21 protein-coding genes are annotated in these 24,166 nt (G+C 57.6%); 20 read left to right on the top strand and 1 reads right to left on the bottom strand.

The annotated features are described in order from the left end of the window. Positions 1 to 45 precede the first annotated feature (45 nt). The 20 genes from KOL99_RS06155 to KOL99_RS06060 all read left to right on the top strand — a co-directional run bounded on the left by KOL99_RS06155 (position 46) and on the right by KOL99_RS06060 (position 23,665). Positions 46 to 1,518 (top strand): sigma-54 interaction domain-containing protein, encoded by a 1,473-nt coding sequence (locus KOL99_RS06155; RefSeq protein WP_216509603.1) that lies wholly within the window; start codon positions 46 to 48, stop codon positions 1,516 to 1,518. Between the two features lie 639 nt (positions 1,519 to 2,157). Further along, entirely contained in the window at positions 2,158 to 2,352 is a 195-nt protein-coding gene (locus KOL99_RS06150) for a Flp family type IVb pilin (RefSeq protein ID WP_236025852.1), read from the top strand. Between the two features lie 200 nt (positions 2,353 to 2,552). Beyond that, positions 2,553 to 3,029 (top strand): TadE family protein, encoded by a 477-nt coding sequence (locus KOL99_RS06145; RefSeq protein WP_216509602.1) that lies wholly within the window; start codon positions 2,553 to 2,555, stop codon positions 3,027 to 3,029. A gap of 23 nt (positions 3,030 to 3,052) precedes the next feature. Further along, entirely contained in the window at positions 3,053 to 3,973 is a 921-nt protein-coding gene (gene cpaB, locus KOL99_RS06140; RefSeq protein ID WP_216509601.1) for a Flp pilus assembly protein CpaB, read from the top strand. Positions 3,974 to 4,008: 35 nt separating this feature from the next. Then, positions 4,009 to 5,454, top strand: coding sequence for a type II and III secretion system protein family protein (locus tag KOL99_RS06135; protein WP_216509600.1), 1,446 nt, complete (start codon positions 4,009 to 4,011; stop codon positions 5,452 to 5,454). Beyond that, the gene (locus KOL99_RS06130; protein WP_216509599.1) at positions 5,433 to 6,467 is read left to right on the top strand and encodes a pilus assembly protein TadG-related protein; all 1,035 of its coding nucleotides are present in this window, start codon (positions 5,433 to 5,435) and stop codon (positions 6,465 to 6,467) included. Before KOL99_RS06135 ends, KOL99_RS06130 begins: the two co-directional genes overlap by 22 nt. A 36-nt stretch (positions 6,468 to 6,503) precedes the next feature. Further along, positions 6,504 to 7,628, top strand: coding sequence for an AAA family ATPase (locus KOL99_RS06125; protein ID WP_216509598.1), 1,125 nt, complete (start codon positions 6,504 to 6,506; stop codon positions 7,626 to 7,628). Positions 7,629 to 7,654: 26 nt separating this feature from the next. Beyond that, the gene (locus KOL99_RS06120) at positions 7,655 to 8,959 is read left to right on the top strand and encodes a CpaF family protein (protein WP_216509597.1); all 1,305 of its coding nucleotides are present in this window, start codon (positions 7,655 to 7,657) and stop codon (positions 8,957 to 8,959) included. Between the two features lie 11 nt (positions 8,960 to 8,970). After that, the gene (locus tag KOL99_RS06115) at positions 8,971 to 9,936 is read left to right on the top strand and encodes a type II secretion system F family protein (protein ID WP_216509596.1); all 966 of its coding nucleotides are present in this window, start codon (positions 8,971 to 8,973) and stop codon (positions 9,934 to 9,936) included. 9 nt (positions 9,937 to 9,945) lie between these two features. Then, the gene (locus tag KOL99_RS06110) at positions 9,946 to 10,857 is read left to right on the top strand and encodes a type II secretion system F family protein (protein ID WP_216509595.1); all 912 of its coding nucleotides are present in this window, start codon (positions 9,946 to 9,948) and stop codon (positions 10,855 to 10,857) included. A 287-nt stretch (positions 10,858 to 11,144) separates the two neighbouring features. Continuing rightward, entirely contained in the window at positions 11,145 to 13,007 is a 1,863-nt protein-coding gene (locus KOL99_RS06105) for an Ig-like domain-containing protein (protein WP_216509594.1), read from the top strand. A gap of 100 nt (positions 13,008 to 13,107) precedes the next feature. After that, positions 13,108 to 13,713: a porin family protein gene (locus tag KOL99_RS06100; RefSeq protein ID WP_216509593.1), complete on the top strand. Its 606-nt coding sequence runs from the start codon at positions 13,108 to 13,110 to the stop codon at positions 13,711 to 13,713. 2 nt (positions 13,714 to 13,715) lie between these two features. Continuing rightward, on the top strand, positions 13,716 to 14,057 hold the full coding sequence (locus tag KOL99_RS06095; protein ID WP_216509592.1) for a DUF192 domain-containing protein: 342 nt from the start codon (positions 13,716 to 13,718) through the stop codon (positions 14,055 to 14,057). 85 nt (positions 14,058 to 14,142) lie between these two features. Next, positions 14,143 to 15,723 (top strand): hypothetical protein, encoded by a 1,581-nt coding sequence (locus KOL99_RS06090; protein WP_236025850.1) that lies wholly within the window; start codon positions 14,143 to 14,145, stop codon positions 15,721 to 15,723. Positions 15,724 to 15,796: 73 nt separating this feature from the next. Continuing rightward, complete coding sequence (locus tag KOL99_RS06085) at positions 15,797 to 18,421, top strand: hypothetical protein (RefSeq protein ID WP_216509591.1); 2,625 nt, start codon at positions 15,797 to 15,799, stop codon at positions 18,419 to 18,421. Between the two features lie 20 nt (positions 18,422 to 18,441). Continuing rightward, positions 18,442 to 20,076: a DUF2079 domain-containing protein gene (locus tag KOL99_RS06080; RefSeq protein ID WP_216509590.1), complete on the top strand. Its 1,635-nt coding sequence runs from the start codon at positions 18,442 to 18,444 to the stop codon at positions 20,074 to 20,076. 18 nt (positions 20,077 to 20,094) lie between these two features. Beyond that, positions 20,095 to 20,976 carry a glycosyltransferase family 2 protein gene (locus tag KOL99_RS06075; protein WP_216509589.1) on the top strand — a complete coding sequence of 294 codons (882 nt, stop codon included), beginning with the start codon at positions 20,095 to 20,097 and terminating at the stop codon, positions 20,974 to 20,976. A 325-nt stretch (positions 20,977 to 21,301) separates the two neighbouring features. After that, positions 21,302 to 21,964 carry a class I SAM-dependent methyltransferase gene (locus tag KOL99_RS06070; protein WP_216509588.1) on the top strand — a complete coding sequence of 221 codons (663 nt, stop codon included), beginning with the start codon at positions 21,302 to 21,304 and terminating at the stop codon, positions 21,962 to 21,964. Continuing rightward, positions 21,957 to 22,562: a class I SAM-dependent methyltransferase gene (locus KOL99_RS06065; RefSeq protein WP_216509587.1), complete on the top strand. Its 606-nt coding sequence runs from the start codon at positions 21,957 to 21,959 to the stop codon at positions 22,560 to 22,562. The genes KOL99_RS06070 and KOL99_RS06065 overlap by 8 nt, the downstream gene beginning before the upstream one ends. A 65-nt stretch (positions 22,563 to 22,627) precedes the next feature. Beyond that, positions 22,628 to 23,665 carry a glycosyltransferase family 2 protein gene (locus tag KOL99_RS06060; RefSeq protein ID WP_216509586.1) on the top strand — a complete coding sequence of 346 codons (1,038 nt, stop codon included), beginning with the start codon at positions 22,628 to 22,630 and terminating at the stop codon, positions 23,663 to 23,665. Here the strand turns inward: KOL99_RS06060 and KOL99_RS06055 are convergent. Then, a complete protein-coding gene (locus KOL99_RS06055; RefSeq protein WP_216509585.1) occupies positions 23,649 to 24,083 on the bottom strand; it encodes a PaaI family thioesterase in 435 nt (144 codons plus the stop codon). The two genes, KOL99_RS06060 and KOL99_RS06055, sit on opposite strands and share 17 nt — an antisense overlap. Between the last annotated feature and the right edge of the window lie 83 nt (positions 24,084 to 24,166).

Here is a 24,166-nt window from a genome sequence, read left to right as displayed (position 1 = left end):
TATGCCTGACAGTCTAGGACAAACCCGGTGTCATCAGGAGGCGGCATGGGCAGACTTGATGTCAGAGTCCGAACGGATCTCGGCTCCACGGTCAGCTACCTTTCCCGGGAGGACAAGCCCCAGGAAAAGGTGACCGTGACGGAACTGAGCCTTTCCGGCGCTATGGTAACCGGTCTTTCCACCCAGCTAAGCGAACTGTTCGCCATAAGGCTCCCGCTGCCCGGCCTGGGCGATGTCGAGTTGCTGGCCAAGTTCGTGCGGCGCGGAAAAACGGGTTCGGCCATCCGTCTGTTCTACTCGGAGCAGGCAGCGATGCAGGCGCTTTGGGAACACATCAGGGGCAAGCTACCCCGGACCGACAACTGCCCCTACTGCGGCCACCCCGACGACTCAAGGGAAGGGTCCTGCGACAAGTGCAACCTCTACCTCGACTTCTCCAAGAAGAACTACCTGGAACGGCACATCGAGAACACCTTCGCCCAGCGCCTGAACATCCGGCTGAGCCGGCTCAACCTCGAGCACATCCAGAAGATCATCGATTTCGTCGACTCCAAGCTGCTGAAGATACAGCACCGCTCGCCCGATCGGGAGTTCGTCGGGGCGTCCCGGGAGATGCTCTCGGTTTTCTCCATGATCAGGAAGGTCGCCCCGACCGAGATGAGCGTGCTACTGCTTGGGGAGAGCGGGACCGGGAAGGAGCTCACGGCGAAGGCCCTGCACTCCCTGAGCACCAGAAAGGACGGACCATTCGTTGCCGTCAACTGCGCCGCCATTCCGGAATCCCTGTTGGAATCGGAGCTGTTCGGGTACAGCAAGGGGGCCTTCACCGGGGCCGATACGTCACGCAAGGGTAAGTTCGAGTACGCCGACGGCGGGACCCTCTTTCTGGACGAGATCGGCGACCTGCCCCAGAGCCTCCAGGCCAAGCTGCTCCGCTTCCTCGAGGACAGGCTGGTCCAGCCGGTAGGCTCCTCGGTTTCCAAGAAGATCGACGTGAGGATCGTCGCCGCAACTAACTGCGACCTGCACCGGTCGGTTTCGGAAGGGCGCTTCCGGACTGACCTCTTCTACAGGCTCAACTCCTTCACCATCAAGCTTCCACCCTTGCGGGAGAGGGGGGAGGACAAGGTGCGGCTGGCCAAGTACTTCCTGGCCAGGTTCTGCGAGGCCGAAAACAGGCCGGTCGGCTTTTCCGCCGATGCCCTGGAGGCTATTGAGGGGTATTCCTGGCCCGGAAACGTAAGGGAGCTCGAGAACAAGGTCAGGAGGGGTTTTTTGATGGCAAGCGGCAAGGACATCGGTGCCGCCTGCATGGAACTCGACCAGGTTGCCCCCTCGCCGGCGGCCCCCGTGGATTGCGGCTACAGGTCGGCTCCCTCCCAGAAGGAATACGTTGTCAAGGTGCTCGAGGACAACGACTACGTCATCGCCAAGGCTGCACGTCAGCTGAACATCAGCAGGCCCAGTATGTATGCCCTTATGAGGAAACACGGCATACAAGGGAAGCGGGCGAGCTGACGCGGCCCTGTTTACATTACATCGCAATCGCTTTACACCCCTTTACACTCCTTTACACCAGCTTTACACCGTCTTTACACCTTTGCTTTCCACCCCTTCATCTCGTCCTCGCCGGTGCGGGTCGGCACAACCATGCTAACGCTTTATGATTCCGGTGTGTTGCATTCTCCATGTGCGCCGTTAACTGAATGTGGCACAGTATGTGCTGTCTTTAATTCACTCACATACTGTCAACAATCTCCACATGGGCTATTAAAATTATAAGAAAATAATATTATTTTGACTTGCCGTGAATTGACAATATTTAATAACTGGATTACAAAATTCCAAACGGTGTAGCAGTCGGTTCCGGAACAATCAAAAGGAAAAGTCCATGCCCTGTTGTGAGAGAGTTCGAAATCGGCTGTGTCTTGTGCTGTGCGATGAAAAGGGGCAAGGGCTCGTTGAATACGCGCTGATACTGGTCCTGATAGCGATAGTCGTCTTCGCCATGGTTGCCGGCCTGGGCGTTAAACTCAGCAACACGTACGAGACGATCAACTCCAGCGTGGACAACGCAGGGAGATGACGGTTGGTTGCGGGAGGAATCACCAAATATAACGGGTGCGAAGCTAAGTACCCAAAAAAAGGAGACGTGTCATGACCAATTTATTGATGTCGCTGTATGTGAGACTTATGACCAGCATCGCCCCTCTGAAGAATGAAAAGGGGCAGGGCCTTGTCGAGTACGCACTTATCCTCGTGCTCATCGCCATCGTCGTCATAGCGATGGTCACTGGCATAGGCGGGAAGGCGAACACTGTCTTCAGTAAGGTGAACAGCGCTCTGAACTAAGACGGAAAAGTGGTATTCGCTTTACTGCATTCATTGGCCCGAAGGGTGGAGGGAGACGCTGTGTTTCTGAAAGGGTGAAATCACTCTGAAGCGCAGGGTCTCCTTTTTTTAATGCTTCAATGCTTGACATATTATTGTTTTTGTATAAAAAGATACCAATCAAAAGTGAAGTTGTGTTAGCACAAAATTAGGAAGATACAATGAAAGACCAAAAAGGTCAGGCGCTGGTCGAAGCTGCAATAATACTCCCCCTGGTGCTGTTACTGATCATGGGGCTCTTTGAGTTCGGCCGGGCCATGTTCCTGAAAAATACGTTGAACAACGCCGCCAGGGCCGGCGCGCGGACCGCCGTCGTGACGCCGAAGTACGACGCCACCACCCACCCAAACGGCATGTCCACCACCAATTCCAGCAAGAAGCTTCTCTGTACGGACAGCGAGTTCACCGGGCAAAACGGCCCTGTCTACCGGACCATCTGCAACAGCATCTACAACGGCATAATCAAGACCGACGTCACCGTCGACCTGACTATCACCGAACTTGAGAATCCAAGCGGTCTCAGTACGGGCGACAGCATAGACGTCAAGCTGACCTGGGACAAGTTCCAGCCCATTCTTCCCGTCTTGATTCCGATAACGAACACGATCGCCGGCGAAGCCTCAATGCGTTATGAGTAATCTGGTTATCTTCAGGAGGTGCTATGACACGACCCAAGGCAGTAATCGTAGTAGCGATTCTTGCTCTGGTATTTGCGGGCATTGCGGCGTGGCTTACTTTTCATTACCTGCAAAAGGAGATGGATAAGACCAAGGCGGTGCAGCCCCAGACGCTCGTCGTGGCCGCAGCTGACATCCCCATCGGGAGCGCCATCGCCGAGGCCCAGCTGAAGACCACCTCCTGGCCCAAGGACAGCATCCCCCCTGGGAGCAGCGCGGACCCGAAATCCCTCGTGGGTAGGGTAGCCATCCGCCCCATCTCCAACGGCGACGCGGTCACCGAGCAGAAGCTGAAGCCCAAAGCCGGCGGAGCCGGGACCGGCTTCATGACCTACATCGTTCCCGCAGGCCACCGCGCCACTACGGTAGCGGTGAACGAGGTGGCAGGTGTCGCAGGGTTCATCACGCCGAGCGACCGCGTCGATATCGTCCTAACCACCGCAATCCCCGGCCAGCCTACCGAAAACATCAGCAAGATCATCCTCCAGAACGTCCCGGTCCTCGCCACCGGCCAGATCACCGAGCAGAAGGAGGGGAAGCCGGTCATAGTGCCGACGGTGACACTCGATCTTACCCCCGAGGACTCCGAAAAGCTGGTCCTTGCCGGCTCCAAAGGCTCCTTGCAGCTGTTGCTCAGGAACATCGCCGATTCGGCACCCGTCGAAGCCAGGGGAGCCACCATTGCCAAGGTTTTAGCCGGCACGCCGGTTGCGGCCGCACAGGCGCCCGTCGTGGCTGCCGCACCGGTGAAGGCGGTGCAAAAGCGCCCCGCGCGCAAGAAGTCCGTCGCCCAGGCGCCGAAGGCAGCCGCACCGAAGGCGCAGGCCCCGGCCCCGCGTGCCGCCCATACCGTCACCCTGATAGACGGCGGCGTGCGCACCACGAAGGAGTTCGTGCTCCAGTAACCACTCGGCAGCAAACTCACGAATGAGGTGATTTGATGATAATCGTCCCGATGAAAAAACTGCTGCTTCCGACCTGGGCGTTGTTACTGATGCTTGCGTTCTCCACCTCCGCCACCGCGGGCGTTCCCCTCGAAGTGGGGCTCTACAAGAGCGTCCTGGTGGATTTCAAGGGGCAGAACAAGAAGATCGTGCTGGTTACCCTCGCCAACACCAACAAGGAGGCGAAGGACAAGGACGTGGAACAGATCGTATCCCTGCCCAAGGCCGGGGCGACGGACGCGGTTCCGGTCAGCGTGAGCAGGAAGAGGAGCTCCGACTCCGATACCGGCAACACCAACAAGTTCGTGGTCCCCGAGGTCCTCTCGGAGTACATCCTCAAGCTCGACGGCATCATGATCGGCAGCACCAGCATGATCATCTGGACCAAGGGGGAGGGGGACGAGAGGCCCGCGCCCACTTTCTTCGACCTCAAGGTGACCGGTGACCGCCAGGCCATCGAGAGCCAGTTGAAGGAGATGGCGCCCAACGAGACCATCGACGTGCAGTACGCCAACGACACGGTGGTGCTGTCGGGTAACGTGGCGAACGACCAGACCAAGGCCAAGGCTCTGGAGATCGCCAAGTCCTACGCTCCCAAGGTGATCAACAACGTGACGGTGAACTCGCCGCAGCAGGTGCTCCTAGAGGTCAAGGTGGCCCAGGTGGACAAGAGTTCCCTGAAGGAACTCGGTTTCAGCTTCCTGGTCAAGGGGAAGAGCGGCGAAGGCTTCTCCAACGTCATCGCCGGCCCCAACGGCAACATCGCGGGTACCGCTTCCGGCCTCGGCAACATCCCCTCGCTGGACACCTTCCAGGCCGGCGTCTCCTACTTCCCTGCAGGGATCGGCGCGGTCCTGAAGGCCTTGAGCTCCAAGGGGCACGCCAAGGTGCTCGCGGAGCCGAACCTCCTGGTCCGGAGCTCCCAGGAGGGGAACTTCCTCGCCGGGAGCAAGATCCCCATCGCCATCGTCGAGAGCACCAACGGCCAGGCAACGACCACCATCAAGTACGAACCGGTCGGCATCAGGATTAAGTTCAAGCCCGAGGTGATGGAAAACGGGATGATCTCCCTGAAGATCATGCCGGCAGAGGTGAGCAGCATCCAGGGCTTCCTCCCCATCAACGGCTACCCAATCATCGACAGCAGGACCATTGAGACGTCGGTCGAGTTGAGAGACGGCGAAAGCCTGGTTCTCGCCGGCCTCCTCCAGGAAGAAGAAATCAAGAACATGTCCAAGATCCCCCTTTTGGGCGACATCCCGATCCTTGGAGCGCTGTTTCGCACCAACAGCAAGGAGATCAAGGAAAAGGAGCTCGTGTTCTGCATCACGCCGAAGCTCGTGAAGGCCGCGGCGCCGGGGACCAGGACCGTGCTTCCGACGGACAGGAAGCTCACTCCTGAACAGGAGAAGGAACTGTCATGGATGCCTTTAGGAGAGTAGGAAAGGACCGCAGAGGTTTTGCCGTCGTCTACATCGCGTTGATGCTGGTCGTCCTCGTCGCCTTCGTCAGCCTCGCGGTCGACATGGGGTACATGTACGTCGCCAAGGGGCAGCTGCAAAACGCCGCCGACGCGGGCGCCCTTGCCGGCGCGGCCGTGAATCTTAAAGACCCCACCTCGGTACGACAGAAGGCTAAGCAGTTTGCCGCCACCAACAAGGCTGCCGGCGATGCGGTTACGATCACGGACGGAGACGTGACCATCGGCAACTGGAACTCGACGTTGACACCGCAATTCCTTGCCTCAAGAAATCCGTCCAATGCAGTGCGCGTCGTGGCAAGAAGGACCGAGGCTGGAGCCAGCGCCGCCGAACAAGGCCGGGTGCATACCTTTTTCGGGAGAATATTTGGCCTGCTTCAGGGGGGAGGGGAGGGGTGGTCTGAAATGACCGTGTCAGCCGAGGCGATTGCGTCGCGTCCACCGAGACCCACTATCCCCATCACCTTGTGCCAGACCGCCTGCACGGCTACAACGCCCGCTAAATTTTATTTCAGGCAAACAGGTTCGGGGGCGCCACCGGCAGAGTACACCATCGGCTGGACTGTTTTCCTGTTCGACTCCCAGCGGATGGATTCCCAGGACGTTATTGATTACATCCATGGAGTATTGAATCCTCCAGATGTTTGCAATGCCGCCATGTACACCACTAACGGGGCAAATATGAATCTGGTCAAGGAAGTGCAGGATGAGTTTATTGCACAAAAAGCTGCATCGGGTCTCCCCTATTGGGAGGTCATTGTACCCGTGGTTGACTCGGCGGTCGTAGGAGGAGTGACTGTACCGTCATGCCCACCCGGAGATCAACCGATCCCATATCCATTGACCAGGTATGCCATAGCCAGAATTACAGCTGTGGACTTGGCACCGGAGCCCGGACTGACTTTCAGTCTGCTTCAGTGCTACCCTTGCGGTGACCCGGCTCTCGTGGGTGGGTCGGCCGTGCTTGTTAAATAGTAATCACTGAAATGTCTGTATAAGGATTCTCCTTCTATGCCGCCACTTATAACACTAGTCATCATCGACAGCGACGCCTCCGCACGGGAATCCATCGAGGCGACCCTGAGGCCTTTCGCGGAAACGATCAGCATAGTGGGGTCGGCCGAAAGTCTCACCGCCGCCGTAAGGATCATGGAGCAGAGCGCCCCGCACGTGGTCATCCTGGAAGTGAACGACATCCAGCGCGGCATGCAGGAGGTTCAGTACATCACCTCTAGGTTCCCCCGGACCTCAGTGATCGTGAGCTCCGCGGAAAAGAGCTCCGACTGGATCCTGTCTCTCATGCGCGCGGGTGCAGTGGAGTACATGCTGCGCCCGGTGACCCAGGAGGAACTGAAGCAGGCCCTGCAGAAGGTCGGCCGCTTCTTCTTCGGCAAGTCCGAGGAGACCCCGAGGGGAAAGCTGATCTCGGTCTACTACCCCACCGGTGGGACCGGGACCACCACCGTCGCGGTCAACCTCGCCGCGAGCCTCGCCTCTGAGGGGACCAAGGTGGCGCTCGTCGACCTGAACCTCTTTTCCGGCGACGTCGGCACCTTCCTCGACGTCAACCCGACCTACACCTTAAGCAGCGTCACGAGCAACATCGACCGGCTGGACGCCAATTTCCTCATGACCGTGATGACGAGGCACTCCTCCGGGCCGTTCGTCCTGACCGAGCCGAACGAGGTGGATGACGCCATCTCCATCACCCCCGAGCAGGTGCACCGCATCCTCGAGTTCCTGCGCGGCGTCTTCACCTACGTGGTGGTGGACTGCGGCGGGCCGCTCGCCGGCTGCAACATGGCGATCTTCGAGTCCTCGGACCTGATCCTCTTCACCACGGCGCTCAGCCTCCCCGCGCTCAAAAACGCCAAGCGCTACCTCTCCGCCATGGAGAGAAAGGGGCTCAGAAAGGACCGGCTCAAATTGGTGGTGAACCGCTACCTCCCGAAGGCGGACATCCAGGTGAAGGACGCCGAGAAGGTGCTCGGCCACACCGTGTTCCAGACCATCCCGAACGAGTACATGGACGTGGTCGAGTCGATCAACAAGGGGGTCCCGGTGGTGAAGATGTCCCCCAAATCAGCGGTCAGCAAGGCGATCACGAACTTGGCCGAGCTCATCGTCAAGCTCTGATCCGATAACCATTACGAGGGCAGCCCATGACCCCTAACGATCCTTTCCGCCAGCCCGGCATCATGAAGGACCAGGAGTTCTTCCAGGATCTGAAAAGCCGTATTCACCGGCGTCTCATCGAGCGCCTCGATCTCGCCAAGCTCGACCTCCTGGGGAGCAGCGAACTGAACCGGGAGATCGGCTTCGTCATCGAGAACCTGATCATCGAGGAAGGGGTGCCGCTGAACCAGTTCGAGCGGGACCGCCTCGTGGTCGAGATCCAGCACGAGACCTTCGGCCTCGGCCCCCTGGAGCCCCTGCTCGCCGACAACAACGTCTCGGACATTCTGGTCAACAAGGCATCCCAGGTCTACGTCGAGCGCTTCGGCAAGCTCGTGAAGACCGACGTCTGCTTCAAGGACAACGCCCATCTGATGCAGATCATCGAGCGCATCGTCTCCAAGGTGGGGCGCCGCATCGACGAGTCCTCCCCCTACGTGGACGCGAGGCTCCCCGACGGCTCCCGCGTCAACGCCATCATCCCCCCGCTGGCCCTGGACGGCCCGGTGCTCTCGATTCGGCGCTTCGGCCAGGACCCTCTCCAGATGGACGACCTCCTGAGCCTCGGCACCCTGGACGCCAGGATGCAGCGGCTTTTGGAAGGGGCAGTGAAGACGAGGCTCAATATCCTCATCTCCGGCGGTACCGGCACCGGCAAGACCACCATGCTGAACGTCCTCTCCGCCTACATCCCGCACGACGAGCGCGTCGTCACCATCGAGGATTCGGCCGAGCTGCAGCTGAAGCAGGAGCACGTGGTCAGGCTGGAGACGCGCCCCCCGAACATCGAGGGGAGGGGAGAGGTGACCCAGCGCGACCTGGTGCGCAACGCCCTCAGGATGCGGCCGGACCGGATCGTCCTGGGCGAGATCCGCGGCGGCGAGGCGCTCGACATGCTGCAGGCCATGAACACCGGCCACGACGGCTCGATCTCCACCGTGCACGCCAACACCACCCGCGACGCCCTGGCCCGCATCGAGACCATGGTGCTCATGGCGGGGATGGACCTCCCCGAGCGCGCCATCAGGGAGCAGGTCGCCTCGGCGCTCAACGTCGTGGTGCAGCTGGTGCGCTTCTCCGACGGCACCAGGAAGGTGGTGAAGCTCTCCGAGGTGACCGGCATGGAGGGGAATACCATCGTCATGCACGATGTCTTCGTCTTCGATCAGAAGGGGATCGACAAGGAAGGGCGGGTGGTCGGCGAATACCGCGCCACCGGGGTGCGACCCATGTTCGCCGAGCGTTTCCGGGTCTACGGGTACGACCTGCCCCGCGATATCTTCGAGAACTAGGAGGGACGGAAGTGCTGGTACCGATCCTGATCATAACGTTTCTGGCCATGTTCTGTTTCTGTGTCGCCATCTATCTCGGCGTCGCCACGGTCAGAAACTCGCCCAAGTACCAGCTGAAAAGAAGGCTGCAACGCCTGGCGAGGGACAAGAGCGCGCAGGGGATGCCGGAGGACCTGAGGTCCGAGATCATCAGGGAGATCCCCCCGCTGGACCAGATCCTGGCCCGGCTGCCGCTGACCCGGGACCTGGACAAGAAGCTGGACCATGCGGGGCTCGACATCACCGCGTCCCGGTTCCTCATGGTGACCGGCGGCATCACGGTCTTCGCGCTGGTACTCATTCTCGTCGTGTGGAAATCGGTGCTTGTCGCCCTCGTCGTCGCGGTGCTGGTCTCCTTGGTCCCCTTCGCCTACCTGCAGTTCAAGATCAGGCAGCGCCTGGAAAGGTTCACCGAGTTCTTTCCCGACGCCCTCACCATGATCGCCCGCTCGCTGCGCGCCGGGCACTCGTTCAACAGCGCCATCCAGCTGGTCGGCGAGGAGATCGCCGACCCGGTGGGTGAGCTTTTCAAGACCGCCTACGAGCAGCAGTTGCTGGGCCTCAGGATCACCGAGACGCTGACCAACCTGAATGAGAGGATCGAAAGCCTCGACCTCAGGTTCTTCACCACGGCGATAGCGATCAACAACGACGTCGGCGGCAACCTCTCCGAAATTCTGGAGAACCTCGCCAAGACCATACGGGAGAGGCTGAAGATCAGGCGCCAGGTCCGGGTCTACACCGCGCAGGGAAGGATGACCGGCTACGTCCTCGGGGCGCTCCCCGTGGTCACCTTCATCCTCTTCAACGTGTTGAACCCGAAGTACGAGTCGGCGCTCTACAAGGAGACCAAGGGGCTCTACGTCCTGGCCCTCGCCATCGTGCTGCAGGTTGTGGGTCTGTTCGTCATCAGGAAGATCATCCGGATCAGGATATAGGGGAGCCTCATGCTTTACGCCATAACAGCGACCGTATTCCTCGCCATAGTGCTCCTGACCTCGGCGGCCATCTATCCCTACCTGTCCCGGCGCAGCGTGGTGCAGACGAGGCTCGAGAAGTTCGAACCGCAGGAAGTGAGCAAGGTCGAGTTGGTCCCCGAGGCGCCCAGGTGGTACGACCAGCTGAGCGAGATCGGCAAGGTCTTGAACCTCTCCTCCAAGGAGCGCAACAAGTACTCCAGGATGCTTGTCGCCGCCGGCTACAAAAAGGAAAGCGTCTATGTATTCTTCGGCGCGAAGATCCTTCTGACCTGCGCCCTCCCTGGACTCTACCTGTTTCTCTACGTCGTCTCCAAGGGGTTGGAATTCGACCGGCAGGTGATAATGGTGACGGCGATCCTGGCCATCATCGGCTACCTGGCGCCCAGCTACTGGCTCTACAACCAGTGCAACGAGCGGAAACTGAAGATTTTCCACACGCTCCCCGACATCCTCGACCTGATCACCGTCTGCGTCGACGCCGGCCTCAGCATGGACGCCGCGCTCATCAAGACCACCGAGACGCCGCAGTTCGCCAACGACCCGCTTGCCAAGGAGATCAAGGTGGCCACCATGGAAACCCGGGCGGGCAAACCAAGGATCGAGTCGTTGAAGGACATGGCGGAGCGGACCATGGTTGACGACGTCAGGGCGTTCGTCACCATGCTTTCCCAGACCGAGCGCTTCGGTACCAGCTTAAGCCAGGCCCTGAGCGTCCATTCCGAGTCGCTGCGCACCAAGAGAAGGCAGATGGCGGAGGAAGCCGCGGCCAAGACCACCATCAAGATGATCTTCCCCCTGATCCTGTTCGTCTTCCCGGCGCTCCTGGTCGTCATCCTCGGCCCGGCCTACGTCCAGATCAGCCACGTACTTTTAAAGTAGTCGAACCGGCAGAGGCCCCGTAAGGGGACAGCGCAGCAACAAAGGAGGCAGCACATGCAAATGGATTTCAACAGCATCGTCTTGCTCGTCATCGCGGTCGAACTGGCTCTCATCTATTCGAGGCTGGCGAAGAAGTAGCTCCATCGAAGGCGCGGTCAATTCGGGGGATCTACCGATTTGTCTCGCGCCGACACCTTTGGACGCTCCGAGAGCCGCTGCAAATGCTACTGCGGCTTTCCTGTGCTGAAGCATACGTGTAATGAATTCGTCATTATCGAGGAGGGAGCATGCGACGTATAATCTGGGCACTCGTTCTCTTGCCGGTCCTGGTCATGTCACTTGCAGGATGTGGCAGCAGTTCCAGCGGTAACCAAGACCCCTTTATCGGGAATCCAGGAGGACCGGTCGGCAACGCCATTCCGCCGTTCACTCTCACGCTGCTCCCTAGCAAATCTTCAGCACTAGCGAACGAGGAATTGATCGTCTCGGCAACCCTGCGAGATTCCGCGAACGCGCCTATCGCCAACCGGGCGGTGAATTTCACCATCTCGGCAGGACCGGCCACCGCCGTCACCACTTCTGCGCTGACAGATTCTAACGGCGTGGCATTGGCGTTCATAAGAGCCGGAACCACCAACGTCACCACCAACGTCATAGTGCAGGGAGCCGCGAACAGCGTTGTCGGCTACGGCAGTTTCCAGGTCTCTCCCGCCGATGCGAACCTCGTCAGCACCAGGCTGTCGCTCACGACGACCTCCTTCAGTGTCAGCCCCAACCAGGAGCAAGTGGTCACGGCAACGGCGAAGGATGGATCCAACAACCCCATCGCCAATAAACTGGTCACTTTCTCAGTGACGGCGGGGCCGGCAACCATGGTTATCGGCAGCGCAGTGACCGATTCAAACGGCCAGGCCGCTGCGATTGTGAAAGCCGGCGACTCTGCGGCCGTTGCCAACGTCATTGTCCAAGCTGTAGCCACCGTGAACGGTTCCGACATCACGGCGGTGATTCCTTTCCAGATAGTTCCCGTCACACTTTCGTCGGTCAACTACAAGATGACCATGACCCCCAGCAAACAGGTAGTGGACAACAACGAGGAATTCTATGTTACTGCGAATCTGAAGGATTCCGGCGGCAATCCCGTGGTGAACCAGACAGTGACCTTCAATGTCTCTGACGGTGAAGCTACTGTCCTAACCGGATTGGCCGTGACGGATTCACTCGGTACCGCGATTGCCAGGGTCCGGGCGGTAAGCACCGGTTCCACTTCTGCCGTGATTCTCCAGGCATCGGCAACGGTAAAAGAAACCATCGTCACCGCCGTCGCGCCGGTCCAAATTACCACCACACCGCTTTCAGCCTCCATCGTGAGGATGACCCTGACAAGCGACAAGCCTACCGTTGGTATCGGTACGGACGTCCTGTTGACGGCAACCGTGACGGACCTGCAGGCGCCTCCGAAGCCGATTCAGGCGACGCCGGTTTACTTCAAGGTGTTGGCGGGGCCGGCCAGCATAATCGACATGTCTGGGAACGTTGTGGCAACGGATGCCGAAGGAATGGTCAATACTGATTCCTCGGGCACAGCCGTCTTCCGGTTGCGCTCGGGTACGACCATTACCGGCTCGAGCATCATCGTGCAGTCGCGCACGCGGGTAAACGACGACATCGACATAATCGCGTACACAACGATCCAGATCGTGCGCCAGAACAGTTATGTTATCGACTTTGTAACGTCGAAGTCAGCCACAGATCCGGACGGCAATCTCAACACCCTCTCCGGCACGGTGGCAGCCGGTTATGTGGGGTTGGTCACCTTTAAGCAGTTGGTTCCGTTTGAGGTACTTGACAATAATGGTAACCCGATGCCAGGCGTCGACGTTACCATCGATCTGTACAATACCGGTCGCAATCCGGATACCGTGGTGACGCTGGTTCCGCCGCTGCCGGCCGTTCCCGCGCAGACCGTCACCATACGCACTGACGACCACGGCATTGGGATCTTCACCTGCAACGTCTCGCTGGCCGCACCGGGCGACGGACTCACCAATACCGAGTCCATCATTTACCGGGCATCCGCGAGTGTCGGAGGTGTTGCACTCTCCTCCTACGGCGGTTTCATCGTTACCCTAAAGCAGGAGAAGCCGTAAGCAGGGCTTGACTGAGTTTCCTCATAAGGGGAGCTGTGCCCGGTATGGCTCCCCGTAGTGTGGTATTTAATTATCCAACGGATCTTGATTGGGGGGGATGATGAGCAGAGTAGCAATCTTGGCATTCATAACGACCATACTGGCCGTGACCAACGTTTATGCCGCCGGCATTGACGGCCGGCTCGGCCTTACCGGCAAGCTCGGCTTTCAGATGCCGGTGCAGGACGACCTGATCAGCGGCACCACCAAGTCCCGCACCGGGTTCGCCGCGGGCGGCGGCCTCATCTACGGCCTCGGCAATAACTTCGCGGCCGAACTCGACATCACCCATGCGCCGTCCCTTGCTGTCGAAAACGGCGGGGGCAAAGTCGGGGAAGTCACCCTCACCGACATCTCGCTTGGGCTGCAGTACCGCTTCACCCCGGACCGGCAGCTGGTTCCCTACCTGGGGGCGGGTGTCGATTTCATCCAAGGGAGTTTCACCAACAACTTCGACGACAAGTTCGACCTCTCCTGGACCACCGGCGGGCACGTTAGCGCCGGTGTCGATTACTTCGTGACCAGGGGAGTCGCCTTCACAGCGGAACTGAAAGGGGTCTTCGCGCCCAAGGGGGATCTGAAGACGACCGCGTTGGAGTACGACCCCACCAGCTTCCTGGGCATGGTCGGCGTGCGGCTCTTCCTCCCCGAACACCCCTTCGACTGACCATGGAGGCGGTGGATCTCGATACCGGCAAGATGCTGGCCCGGGATGTTGACCTGGCCGAGAGCTTCTTCGGCCGGCTGAAAGGTCTCCTCGGGCGGCGCGAGCTGCCCGCCGGGAGAGGGCTATGGATCAAGCCCTGCAGCAGCGTGCACACCTTCGGGATGAGATTCACCATCGATGTGCTTTTCCTGGACCGGGACATGCGGGTGGTGGCCATGGCGAAGACGCTGCGCCCCAACCGCGTGTCCCCTTTTTGCTCTCAGGCCCACAGCGTGCTGGAACTGCCTGAGGGTGCCCTCGATACCGCTGTTACCGCGGTAGGAAACCGGATTCAGATTACGTGATGTTCCTCCCCCGAAAGCCCGCCAGGGCGTGGACCCGGTGATGACGGTAGCTGGAGAAGGTAGCGAACTGAAAAGGTGGCACGGATTGATCAAACCGAAAAGCGGCTCTTCCTTCCTGATTCCCTCCATCGGAGACTTCCTTTTCATCTCCGTATTTCTGCTCATGACCGTCCATTCCGGGAAGAACCTGCTCGGCGACGGCGATACCGGCTACCACGTCCGCGCCGGCGAGTACATGCTGAAGACCCATGCCATCCCCCGTTACGACATGTTCTCCTACCTTTCTCCGCCGCTCCCCTGGACCGCGCACGAATGGCTGTCCGAGGTTGTCATGGCGGTTATCCACGGTTTCTCCGGGCTGACCGGCGTAGTAACCTTCTACGCTTTCCTGATCGCGCTCACCTTCTACCTCCTGTTCAAGGTTGTCGATGCAACCCTCGACAACATCATTATTTCCATCCCCTTGGTCGTTCTGACCACTGCCGCATCGTGCATGCACTGGCTGGCGAGACCCCACATCATCTCCATGCTGTTCATGGTGATCTGGCACCGCCTGCTGGACCGCTTCCAGTACGAGGGCCGACAAAAAGGGCTCTACCTGCTGCCGGTCATCATGCTTCTTTGGGTCAACCTGCATGGAGGCTTCATGGGGGGCTTCATGCTGCTGGGGGTCTACCTGCTGGGCAACGGTCTCGACCTGGTGCTCAAAAAGGAGGGGGAGAGGAGGCCAAGCCTGGCGAAGTTGCGCGCCCTTGGCGTGGCCACAGCGCTGTGCCTGGTCGTCACCCTGGTGAACCCCTACGGCTTTCACATCCTGCTGTTCCCGTTCCAGTTGACGTCCTCCAAGGATCTCATGGACACGGTTTCGGAGTTTCTCTCGCCCAATTTCCACGAGAGTTACGTCAGGTGGTTCGAGGTCTACCTGCTGGGGCTGGTTGCCACCCTGGGCTTCTCCAAGGTGAAGCTGAACTTCATCGAGGCCGCCCTGGTGGTCCTTTTCCTCTACATGGCACTCTTCTCCGCCCGGTACATACCACTTTTCGTCATCGTGGTGACCCCTATCTGGGGTAAGCACCTGGATCAGATGCTCAAGGGATCCGATCTGAAACTGGCCAGTTTCCTCAAAACCCGGTCCCGCAACATTGCCGCCATCGATGCCAGGTCCTACGGCCATCTCTGGCCTGCTGTCGCTGTCTGCGCCGTGCTTGCCGCCATCTATGCGGGTACAATCGAGTTCGCCTTCAGCCCCGAAGTGAAGCCGGTAGCCGCGATCGATTTCCTCAAGAGGGAGAGGATCAGCGGCAACATGTTCAACAACGACGAATTCGGAGACTGCGTGATCTACAGCGCGGCCCCAATGTACAAGGTCTTCATCGACGGCAGGCTCGACATGTACGGCGCCACCAGGGTGAAGGAATACAAGAAGGTGACCAACTTCCAGCTGGGATGGGAAGGGGTATTGGACAAGTACCGCATCTCGTGGGTCTTCTTCGACGCCAACTCGCCGTTTTCCCGGTACCTGCAGGCAAACCCGGGGTGGAAGCTCATTTACGCGGATAAGGTTGCCAACATCTTCGTACGCAACGTGCCGCAGTACCAGTACCTCATCAGAAAGTACCCTTCGGTACGGCCGGTTCCTCAAAGCGACAAGGACGACAAGGCCTGACCGGAAGGGTGAAATGCCGGCCGGACGTAAGAAAGAGTCATCAAAGTGCTATAACGCCTACTTGGAATGAATTATGGAAGATTACGTCTTGCTGACTAGAAAGGTAAGCCGCTGCGAGATAGCCTGGTCCATCTTCGGTTCCCTGGCTGTGCATTCGTTGCTGTTCCTCGTTTTGACCTCATCGTCACTGTTCATTCCCCAGACCGGGACCAAGGCCCGGTTCGATATCCTCTGGTTTACCCCGTCGTCCCTGCCCATGGCCGCGTCCGCGACTCCTGATGAACAAAGCGCGCAACCACTAGCCCAGTCCGCAGCCGAAACGCTCCCGCGGCAGCCTGAAGCGCCGGTGAGCATGGAGGCACCGGTCGATGCCGCGGATGTGCCCGACGAACCTCAGGCGGAGCCTGCGCCCGACGCCATGACCGTTCCGGCATCCGCCAAGACTTCCCCCCCCCGACAAAACATGCCTCCGAAGGGACCGCGCCAGACCGCCGCCCTGGTCCCCGACGCCAAAGAGGACCAGGAAGAGGATGACGCTTCCGCGGAGGAAGAAGCCGCGCCTGAGCCTCAACCGGACCCGGCCGAGCAGGCCGCACGCGTGCAGGAGGAAGCGGAGCGCAAGCGGCAGGAGGCTTTGAAAGAGGAGCGGCAACGGCAGGCAGCCGAAGATGCCAAGCGACGCAAAGCCGCCGAAAAGGCGGAGGCTCAGCGCAAGGCGGCCGAGGCGGCGCAACTCAAGGCTGAGCAGGAGAAGGCGGCAAAAGAGAAGGCGGAACAGGAGCGGCTGGTAGCGGAAAAGGCGCGGCGGGAAAAACTTGCCCTCGAGCGGGAGCAGGCGGCCGCCGCGAAGGCGGAACTGCAGCGCCGGGCCGCCGAGGCGAAAAGGGCCGAACAGGAGCTGCGGGCCAAAAGACAGGCCGAGCTGGATCGCAAGGCTGCGGAGCGGTCACGGCAGGACAGGCTGTCGCGAGACAGGGATAAAGCCGCTGCGGAAAAAGTGGAAATGGAGCGCAGGGCGGCCGCGGAGCGCGCCCAGCAGGAACTGCAGGAAAGGATGGAAGCGGAGAGGGAGCGTGTCGCGCTCCAGCGCGCCGTGGCGGAAAAGCAGGCCAGGGAGCGGGCTTTGCTGGCTGCTGAAAAGGCCGAACAGGAGCGCGAGGCTGCTGCCGAGAGGAAGAGGGAGGCCGAACTCGCCGCGCAGGAGAGACGGCAGGCGGAACTGGAGAAAAAAGCGGCCCATCGCGCCGAGGCGGAAAGGCAGGCGCGCGAGCGGGAGCGGCTTGCTGCGGAGAAGGCTGAGCAGCGCCGCCAGGAGGCGGCCGAGAAAAAGCAGGTCGCCGAACAGGCGGCTCAGGAAAGGAAGAAGGCCGAACAGGACAAAAAGAGGGCGGACCTGGAGAAGAAGGCGGCGCAACGCGCCGAGGCGGAAAGGCTGGCACGCGAGCGGGAGCAACAGGCGGCGGAGAAGGCCGAGCAGCGCCGCCAGGCGGCGGCCGAGAAAAAGAAATTGGCCGAGCAGGTGGCGCAAGAGAAGAAGAAGGCCGAGCAGGAGAGGAAGAGGGCGGAACAGGAGAAAAAGGCGGACCAGCGCGCCGAGACGGAAAAGCAGGCGCGCGAGCGGGAGCAACAGGCGGCGGAGAAGGCCGAGCAACGCCGCCAGGCGGCGGCCGAGAAAAAGAGGCTCGCGGAGCAGGCTGCGGCTGAGAAAAAGAATCTCGCCCAGCAGGCTGCGGCTGAGAAAAAGAGGCTCGCCGAGCAGGCGGCACAGGAGAGGAAGAGGGCGGAACAGGAGAAAAAGGCCGCCCAGCGGGCCGAGGCGGAAAGGCTGGCGCGCGAGCGGGCAAAACTGGCAGCTCAGAAAGCGGAACAGGCGCGCCAGGCTGCGGCTGAAAAGCAAAGAGCGGAGCAGCAGAAAAGCAAAGACGAGCTGGAAAGAGTGGCGGCCGAGCGGGCACGGGCGGAACAGCTCGCGCGCGAGCGGGAACGGCTGGCGGCCCAAAAAGCGGAGGAAGCGCGTCAGGCCGCCGCCCAGGCGGCCAGGGACCGCGCGGCGGCGGAACGGACGCGTTTGGCAGCTTTAGCGAAAGCTGCGGTTCCGGGTGGGGCTGCGGGTGCTCCCCTTGCGGTGCCGAGTCCGGTACAGCCCGCGGCGAAGCAGGCGCCCAAGGAGACGGTTGGCCCGAAGCCGTCCGAGAAGCCGCCCGAAGAGAAGGGGATAGTGATCCCCTCCGTTCACGGCGACCTGAAGCTGGTAGTCTCCGGTGGGGGAGATCTCAAACTGACGGTGCTTTTCCGCGAATATCCCAAATCGAGAAGGAGCAGGCCGCTGACCCGCGCCGAAGCGAGACGCGAGCAGAAAATAATGCCCGTAGTGGTGAAGACGCCGGAGCACACCAAAGAGGCGATCGTCGAAAAGACCGGGGAAGGGATCTACACCTTCGTCGCCGAAGCGGAAGGTGGCGGGTCTGCGTCGGCGGGCTTCACCGTCAAGATAAAGGAGATGAGCAAAACCGCCGGCAAGACAAAGCAACTGGGGACGAAAAAGATCAGCGGCAAGGCTATCGTGACCAGGATCCTGATGCCGGAAGGAGTAGTCTGGGAGGACGATGCGGCCTTCACCGGCACCATGCAGGACTCGGAGGGTGTAACCAAGTTCAATGGGGAATCTGGACTTGTGTGGAAAGAGTATGTTCAATGAGTAGAGGACGTCCCTTACAAATGAAAGCGACCACTGCTTTGAAAGAAAAGGTTCCAATGCGCAGGGTACTGGCCGCCATCGTCTGCCTGTATTTCGTGCTGTTACTCATGATGGGATTATTTCGTAATTGGGGAAACATGAGTTCCCTGAACGACTTGGGGCTATTCGACCAAGCGGTATGGGGGACGCTACATGGTCAGTGGTTTCTTGACACAAATAACGCATTCGGCCGGCCGATAAATTGGCTTAGCTGTCATTTCAATTTGTTCTTGCTTCTGTTTGTTCCGCTTTACGCACTTTCACCCGCTACCGAATGGTTCGCAATTGCCCAGGCTTTTGCCCTATCTGTTGCTGCCTGGCCCGTCTTCCTCCTTGCAAAAAGTGTTCATAATTCCGAAAAGATAGGCATGCTCTGGGCCGTCATCTACCTTCTCAATCCTTTTCTGCTGAGTGCTGGGGCCTGGGACTTCCACCCGGTTACAATCGCCGTACCCTTTATCGCTGGAGCGCTACTGGCTGTGGAGAGAAAGGAATTCCGCCTGCTGATGATTTGCTGCTTCTGTCTCCTGCTGATTCAAGAGCAGTTGGGCCTCACGACGGCAGGCCTGGGTGCACTATGGGGGCTAAAACACCGTGATTGGAAGCGTGGGCTTTTTGTCATTTGTGTAGGGGGGCTGCATACCGTGCTGGTTCCGGGAATAATCATGCCTGCTCTTTCGCCCTCTGGCACTCATTCAATGATTGTAGATCCGGCGGGGCAGGATAGTCGATATGGCTGGCTTGGCTCAACATTCTCCGAGGTAATAGGCAATATTGTTTTTCATCCTTTTGTGATGCTCCGCAGAGTTTTTTCAACCCACGCGGCTTCCAGGTACTTTTCTTTCCTGGGGTTCCCATTCCTTGGGTTGTTTCTGGCCGCTCCACTCTGGCTTTTGCCTGCGATCGCTGATCTTGCTGCTAACACACTATCCGCGAATCACATGCCACGATCAGTCATGTCTTACCACAGCGTAACGCTGGTACCCATACTGACCGCCTCGGCGATTTATGGTGTCCGGCGGATCGCATTGCTGTTTGCTAACCGGATGGCGGCTGCTTTTATGACGACCTTATCCCTCATATTGACTGTGGCATCCTGTTATATCGTAGCTCCATTGCCACTGCCTGGAGCGCTTAATTTGTGGAAACCTGTCCAGTGGGCAAAGACTCCGGACCCCTATCTGAAACGGGTTCACGCCGTGATTCCCGAGCATGCCTCCCTAGCAGTGCAGGCAAACATAGGTCCTCATTTTACCCAGCGCCAATTGGTTTTTCGTTACCCATGCAAATTAGTTCAGCCAGACACAATTGTGCTGTGGCTTGACAGCCCCACTTACAACATTCTGCCTCACAACAGATACGCGATTGGTACAATTGCGCATCACTTGCAGATGGACCCTGCAGAGTACCTGGCGTCCGTAGAATGTTTACTGGATAACCCTGATTATGCAGTAAACCTATGGATTGAGCCTTGGCTGGTCGTCTCTCGAAGCTCCAAAACTAGAGTCAGCGATGAACCGGTCAGAAATAAATTGGTCAGTCTCCGTCACACCTGGAAAATCACCGCTGAAGCATATGCAACTGCTCTGCAAAAGGTTAAAACAGAACAGCCTTGAGAGACTGTATACTTTTAAATGTGCACCAAACGCTTTAGCAAATCGACAACCATGAGCCAAAAAACTTCATCATATGAAAAACGACCTCTTGTCTCTGTATGCTTGCCGATTTTCAATGGCGAGCGGTACGTTACAGAGGCAATCAATTCCGTCTTGGCCCAAAGTTATACCAACTTCGAGTTGCTCATCTTTGATGATTGTTCGACGGACTCAAGCTGCGTCGTTCACAATCGTTTTGATGACACCAGAATCCATTTTTCACGCAATAATGAGCGAATTGGGCCTGAGGGAAACTGGAACAGAGCATTGGCTGCAGCTTCCGGGAAATATGTGAAACTTTTTCATCAAGACGATCTTCTATCCTCTGACTGTCTGGCGATCGAGGTTGCGGCCTTGGAAAAAAATGCAGCTGCGGTCCTGGCTTTCTGCAGCCGTACTATCATCCGCCCCGACGGGACCCGCTTATTTGATCGGTCGGCACCCTGGCCTGAAGGTGAGGTTGACGGTAAGACAATTTTGCAGAGGTGCGTTCGATCAGGAACCAATGTGATCGGAGAGCCTAGTGCGGTGCTCTTTCGCGCTGATGTGGCCCGCAAGGTTGGAGGCTTTGATGGGCGGATCCCCTACGTAATTGATTTGGACTATTGGGTGCGGCTACTGGAATATGGGCCCGGTTACTGTTTAAAATCGCCTCTGGCCTGCTTCCGTATTTCTCCGACACAATGGAGCGCGATCATCGGTCGTAACCAGTACGCCCAATTCAAGGAATTCATGGAAAAAGTCGCGGCCACAGGTCGATTCGACATAGGGAGAATGGCAGTTCTAGGTGGAAGTGTGATGGCAGCCATGAATCAGATACTGAGGATGGTGGTTTACCGTCTTATGCTAGGTGGGGGCTGATCATTCAACGTAGGGTTGCTTTTCCAACCGAATCATATCAATACAGGGGCTTGTGGAAACGTAACTCCATTTCGTTTTTGGTCAGGAGTAAATGCTTATGGACATTTCAAGGTGTATAGCATGTGGTCAACCAGTGAAGGATCACTGGCTTGAGAGATGCGAGGACCTATACCTGTGTACGCCATATGTTGTGGACTACGGGGTGTGTGAAGGATGCCGGCTAGTTCAGCAAGTTCCGATACCGTGTGATACACGAACTTTCTATCCAGAAAGCTATCCTATGCACCATGAAAGGAGCTGGTTCTTTTCCCTCGCCCGGAGGGTCATGATTCGTAGGGTCTATTTTGAACCAAAGGAAAGTGCCGCTGGTGCTGTATTAATGGATTTCGGCTGCGGTGATGGTTCTTACCTCGAATCGATTCGTGATGATGTTGGTGAGATCATTGGTTTTGAGCCCGTCAGCGAGCAGGCAGAACGTGTACGTGAGCGGTTGGGATGTAAAGTCTATAACAGCATTGGTGAAGCAGAAGGTGATCTCAAAGAAAGAGTGGATGTAATCACAGCACATTTCGTCGTTGAGCACCTCACAGACCTACACTTGGTTTTCGGATTCTGGAGCAGGATTCTAAAGGATGGTGGCATTGTGCACATAGCTGTACCCAATATTAGATCTTGGGAAGCCCGGAAATTCAGAAAACATTGGCATGGGCTAGATGCCCCTCGTCATATAAGTTTCCCGGAGGGGGACAGTCTATCCATTCTAGCTAAATCTCACGGATTCCGCCTTGCGGACAGTCGATATGGTATCTTCCCGAATACCTGGGCGGGGAGTCTGGCCACGGTACTCGCCGGGCGATACCGGCATTCCCTCTTCCTGGCTTTCATGCCCCTATGTTACCTGCTCTCATGCCTGTTTCCCAACTCGACTACTGTATTCACATTGATTAAAAATGCGCGCTTTTCTCTTGAAGGATCAAGGCATGAATAGATTTTTTTTGTTTCTGATGCAGATTATCTTGACGGTTAAACGTAATTTATTGATCAAGCCCTTAATTCATAAAGACATGGTCTTAATTGCTGATTTTGGTTGCGGCCATTTCCCTAACAAACACGCCAACGTTCTCGTCGATCAAGCCGCAAGTGCGGATATTCAACGTGGTGGGTTCGGCATCCGGAAAAAAAAATCGTCAGTGTTTTATAATGTAGACCTCAATGTCTTCCCTTATCCCTTCGCTGATAAATATTTCGACTTCTTGATTTGTAGCCATGTTCTCGAGCATCTGGAAGATCCAGTTCGCACCTGCTCTGAATTATCTCGGATCGCTAAGGCTGGCTATATCGAAGTCCCGTACTATAGCGTAGACCTTTACATTCGAAATAACGACCCCATTCATAAATGGTTATGCGGATACGATCCAAGAAAGGAAATTATTCATTTTATAGAGCGTAACAAGTTTTTAGAAACTATGCGACCTCGCCAGATCAATATCCTATTAAGATTCTTGATGCAGCTTAAAAGCTTGTGCGTGGTGTGGAAAGACAATATCCAGGGAGACTACCTTAGCATCAATCCCTATTTTAAATAAACTGGACTGGCATCAAGAGTAAGTACCTAAAATTGATTTTTATTTGATTCCAAAGAGGGACAGCAATGACTACACGGCTTGCTATAGTTATGCCTTGCTACAATGAAGAAGAAGTCCTTCCTGAAAGCGGACGCCGTTTGGTGGAATTGTTAAACCGTCTACAAAACGACAACGTCATCGCGGCCGGAAGCCTAATCTGCTTTGTTGATGATGGCAGCACTGATCAAACCTGGGAAATAATACAGTCTTTAGCTTTGACAGAGTCACGGGTCTGCGGAATCAAACTGTCGTGCAACAGGGGGCACCAGAGCGCATTGCTTGCTGGCGTTTTGACGGTGGAAGGAGATGCGATAGTCACTATCGATGCTGACCTCCAGGATGATGTTAATGCCATCGAAGAGATGGTACGCAGATTCCAGCAAGGATTCGACATAGTCTATGGCGTCCGTAGATCCCGTGCGACTGATACCACATTCAAACGTTCATCGGCCCAAGCCTATTACAAACTCCTGCGCTTGATGGGAGCAAAGGTCGTCTATGGACACGCGGATTTCAGATTACTTGGAAGACGGGCTGTTGAAAGTCTGCGTGAGTATTCCGAGGTTAACCTTTTTCTCCGCGGAATTGTGCCGCAACTGGGGTTTCCTGCAACAGCCGTGTATTACGATCGCGTCAAGAGGTTTGCGGGGGTGTCGAAATATCCACTAAGGCGCATGTTGGGGTTGGCCATTGATGGTATTACATCTTTCAGCATTATGCCCCTGCGTCTAATTTCCGCCTTGGGTATCGTGGTCTGCTCATTGAGTATCGCCATGGTCGTCTGGGTCACCTACGGTCATTTTGTCCTCAATTCCACAATTCCGGGATGGGCCTCGTCCGTAATTCCGATCTATTTTCTCGGTGGCATACAGATGCTGAGCATCGGAGTCGTAGGGGAATACGTTGCCAAGGTCTATCTCGAGACTAAAAGGCGACCGCGCTATTTCATAGAACAAACAGTACGCGCAGCGTCCACCGAAGTCGGTCAACATGGCAGAATTTTTGAGCAGCAGGACGGCGACGGAAGCAGTGCCATTGAGGAACGGATCACACCGTTGCCTTGACGATGAAGAAGGCGCTGAACTCGGCCACCTTGGTGTCGCCGTTGAAGATCTCCGCTTCTCCCACGATCTTGCGCTCGTCTTTGGGGATGGCGCGGGCCACCGCGCGCACTGATCCCTCCCGCACCGCGGCGAAGAACTTCAGGTGCAGGTCTACCGTGACGAAGTCGGAGCCTTCGGGCAGGATGCTCTTTATGGCCATGGCAACGGCGGTGTCCGCCAGTGAGGTGATGGCACCGCCATGCATCAGTCCCACCCCCTGCGCCAGTTTCAGTTTGAACGGCATGGTAAGGACCGCCCGCCCGTCCTTGGCCTCTTCTACCTGCATGCCGAGGTACTCCTCGAAGGGGGCGCAGGCTATCCATCCGGGTAACTGGAACTGCTGGCCGCTGCTGTTCATTTCCTCGTCGTAGTTGTACATGGTTCGCCTCCGGGGTCAGAAGTTTTGGCTCATGCCGATATGATGGGACTGATATGGGAGAAGGAGCATCTCGCACCGCGCGG

This window comes from Geomonas azotofigens (genome assembly GCF_018919395.1).
Lineage (GTDB): Bacteria > Desulfobacterota > Desulfuromonadia > Geobacterales > Geobacteraceae > Geomonas > Geomonas azotofigens.
The sequence above is the reverse complement of the archived record's forward strand: the minus strand, read 5'-3'. Positions and strand labels throughout refer to the sequence as shown.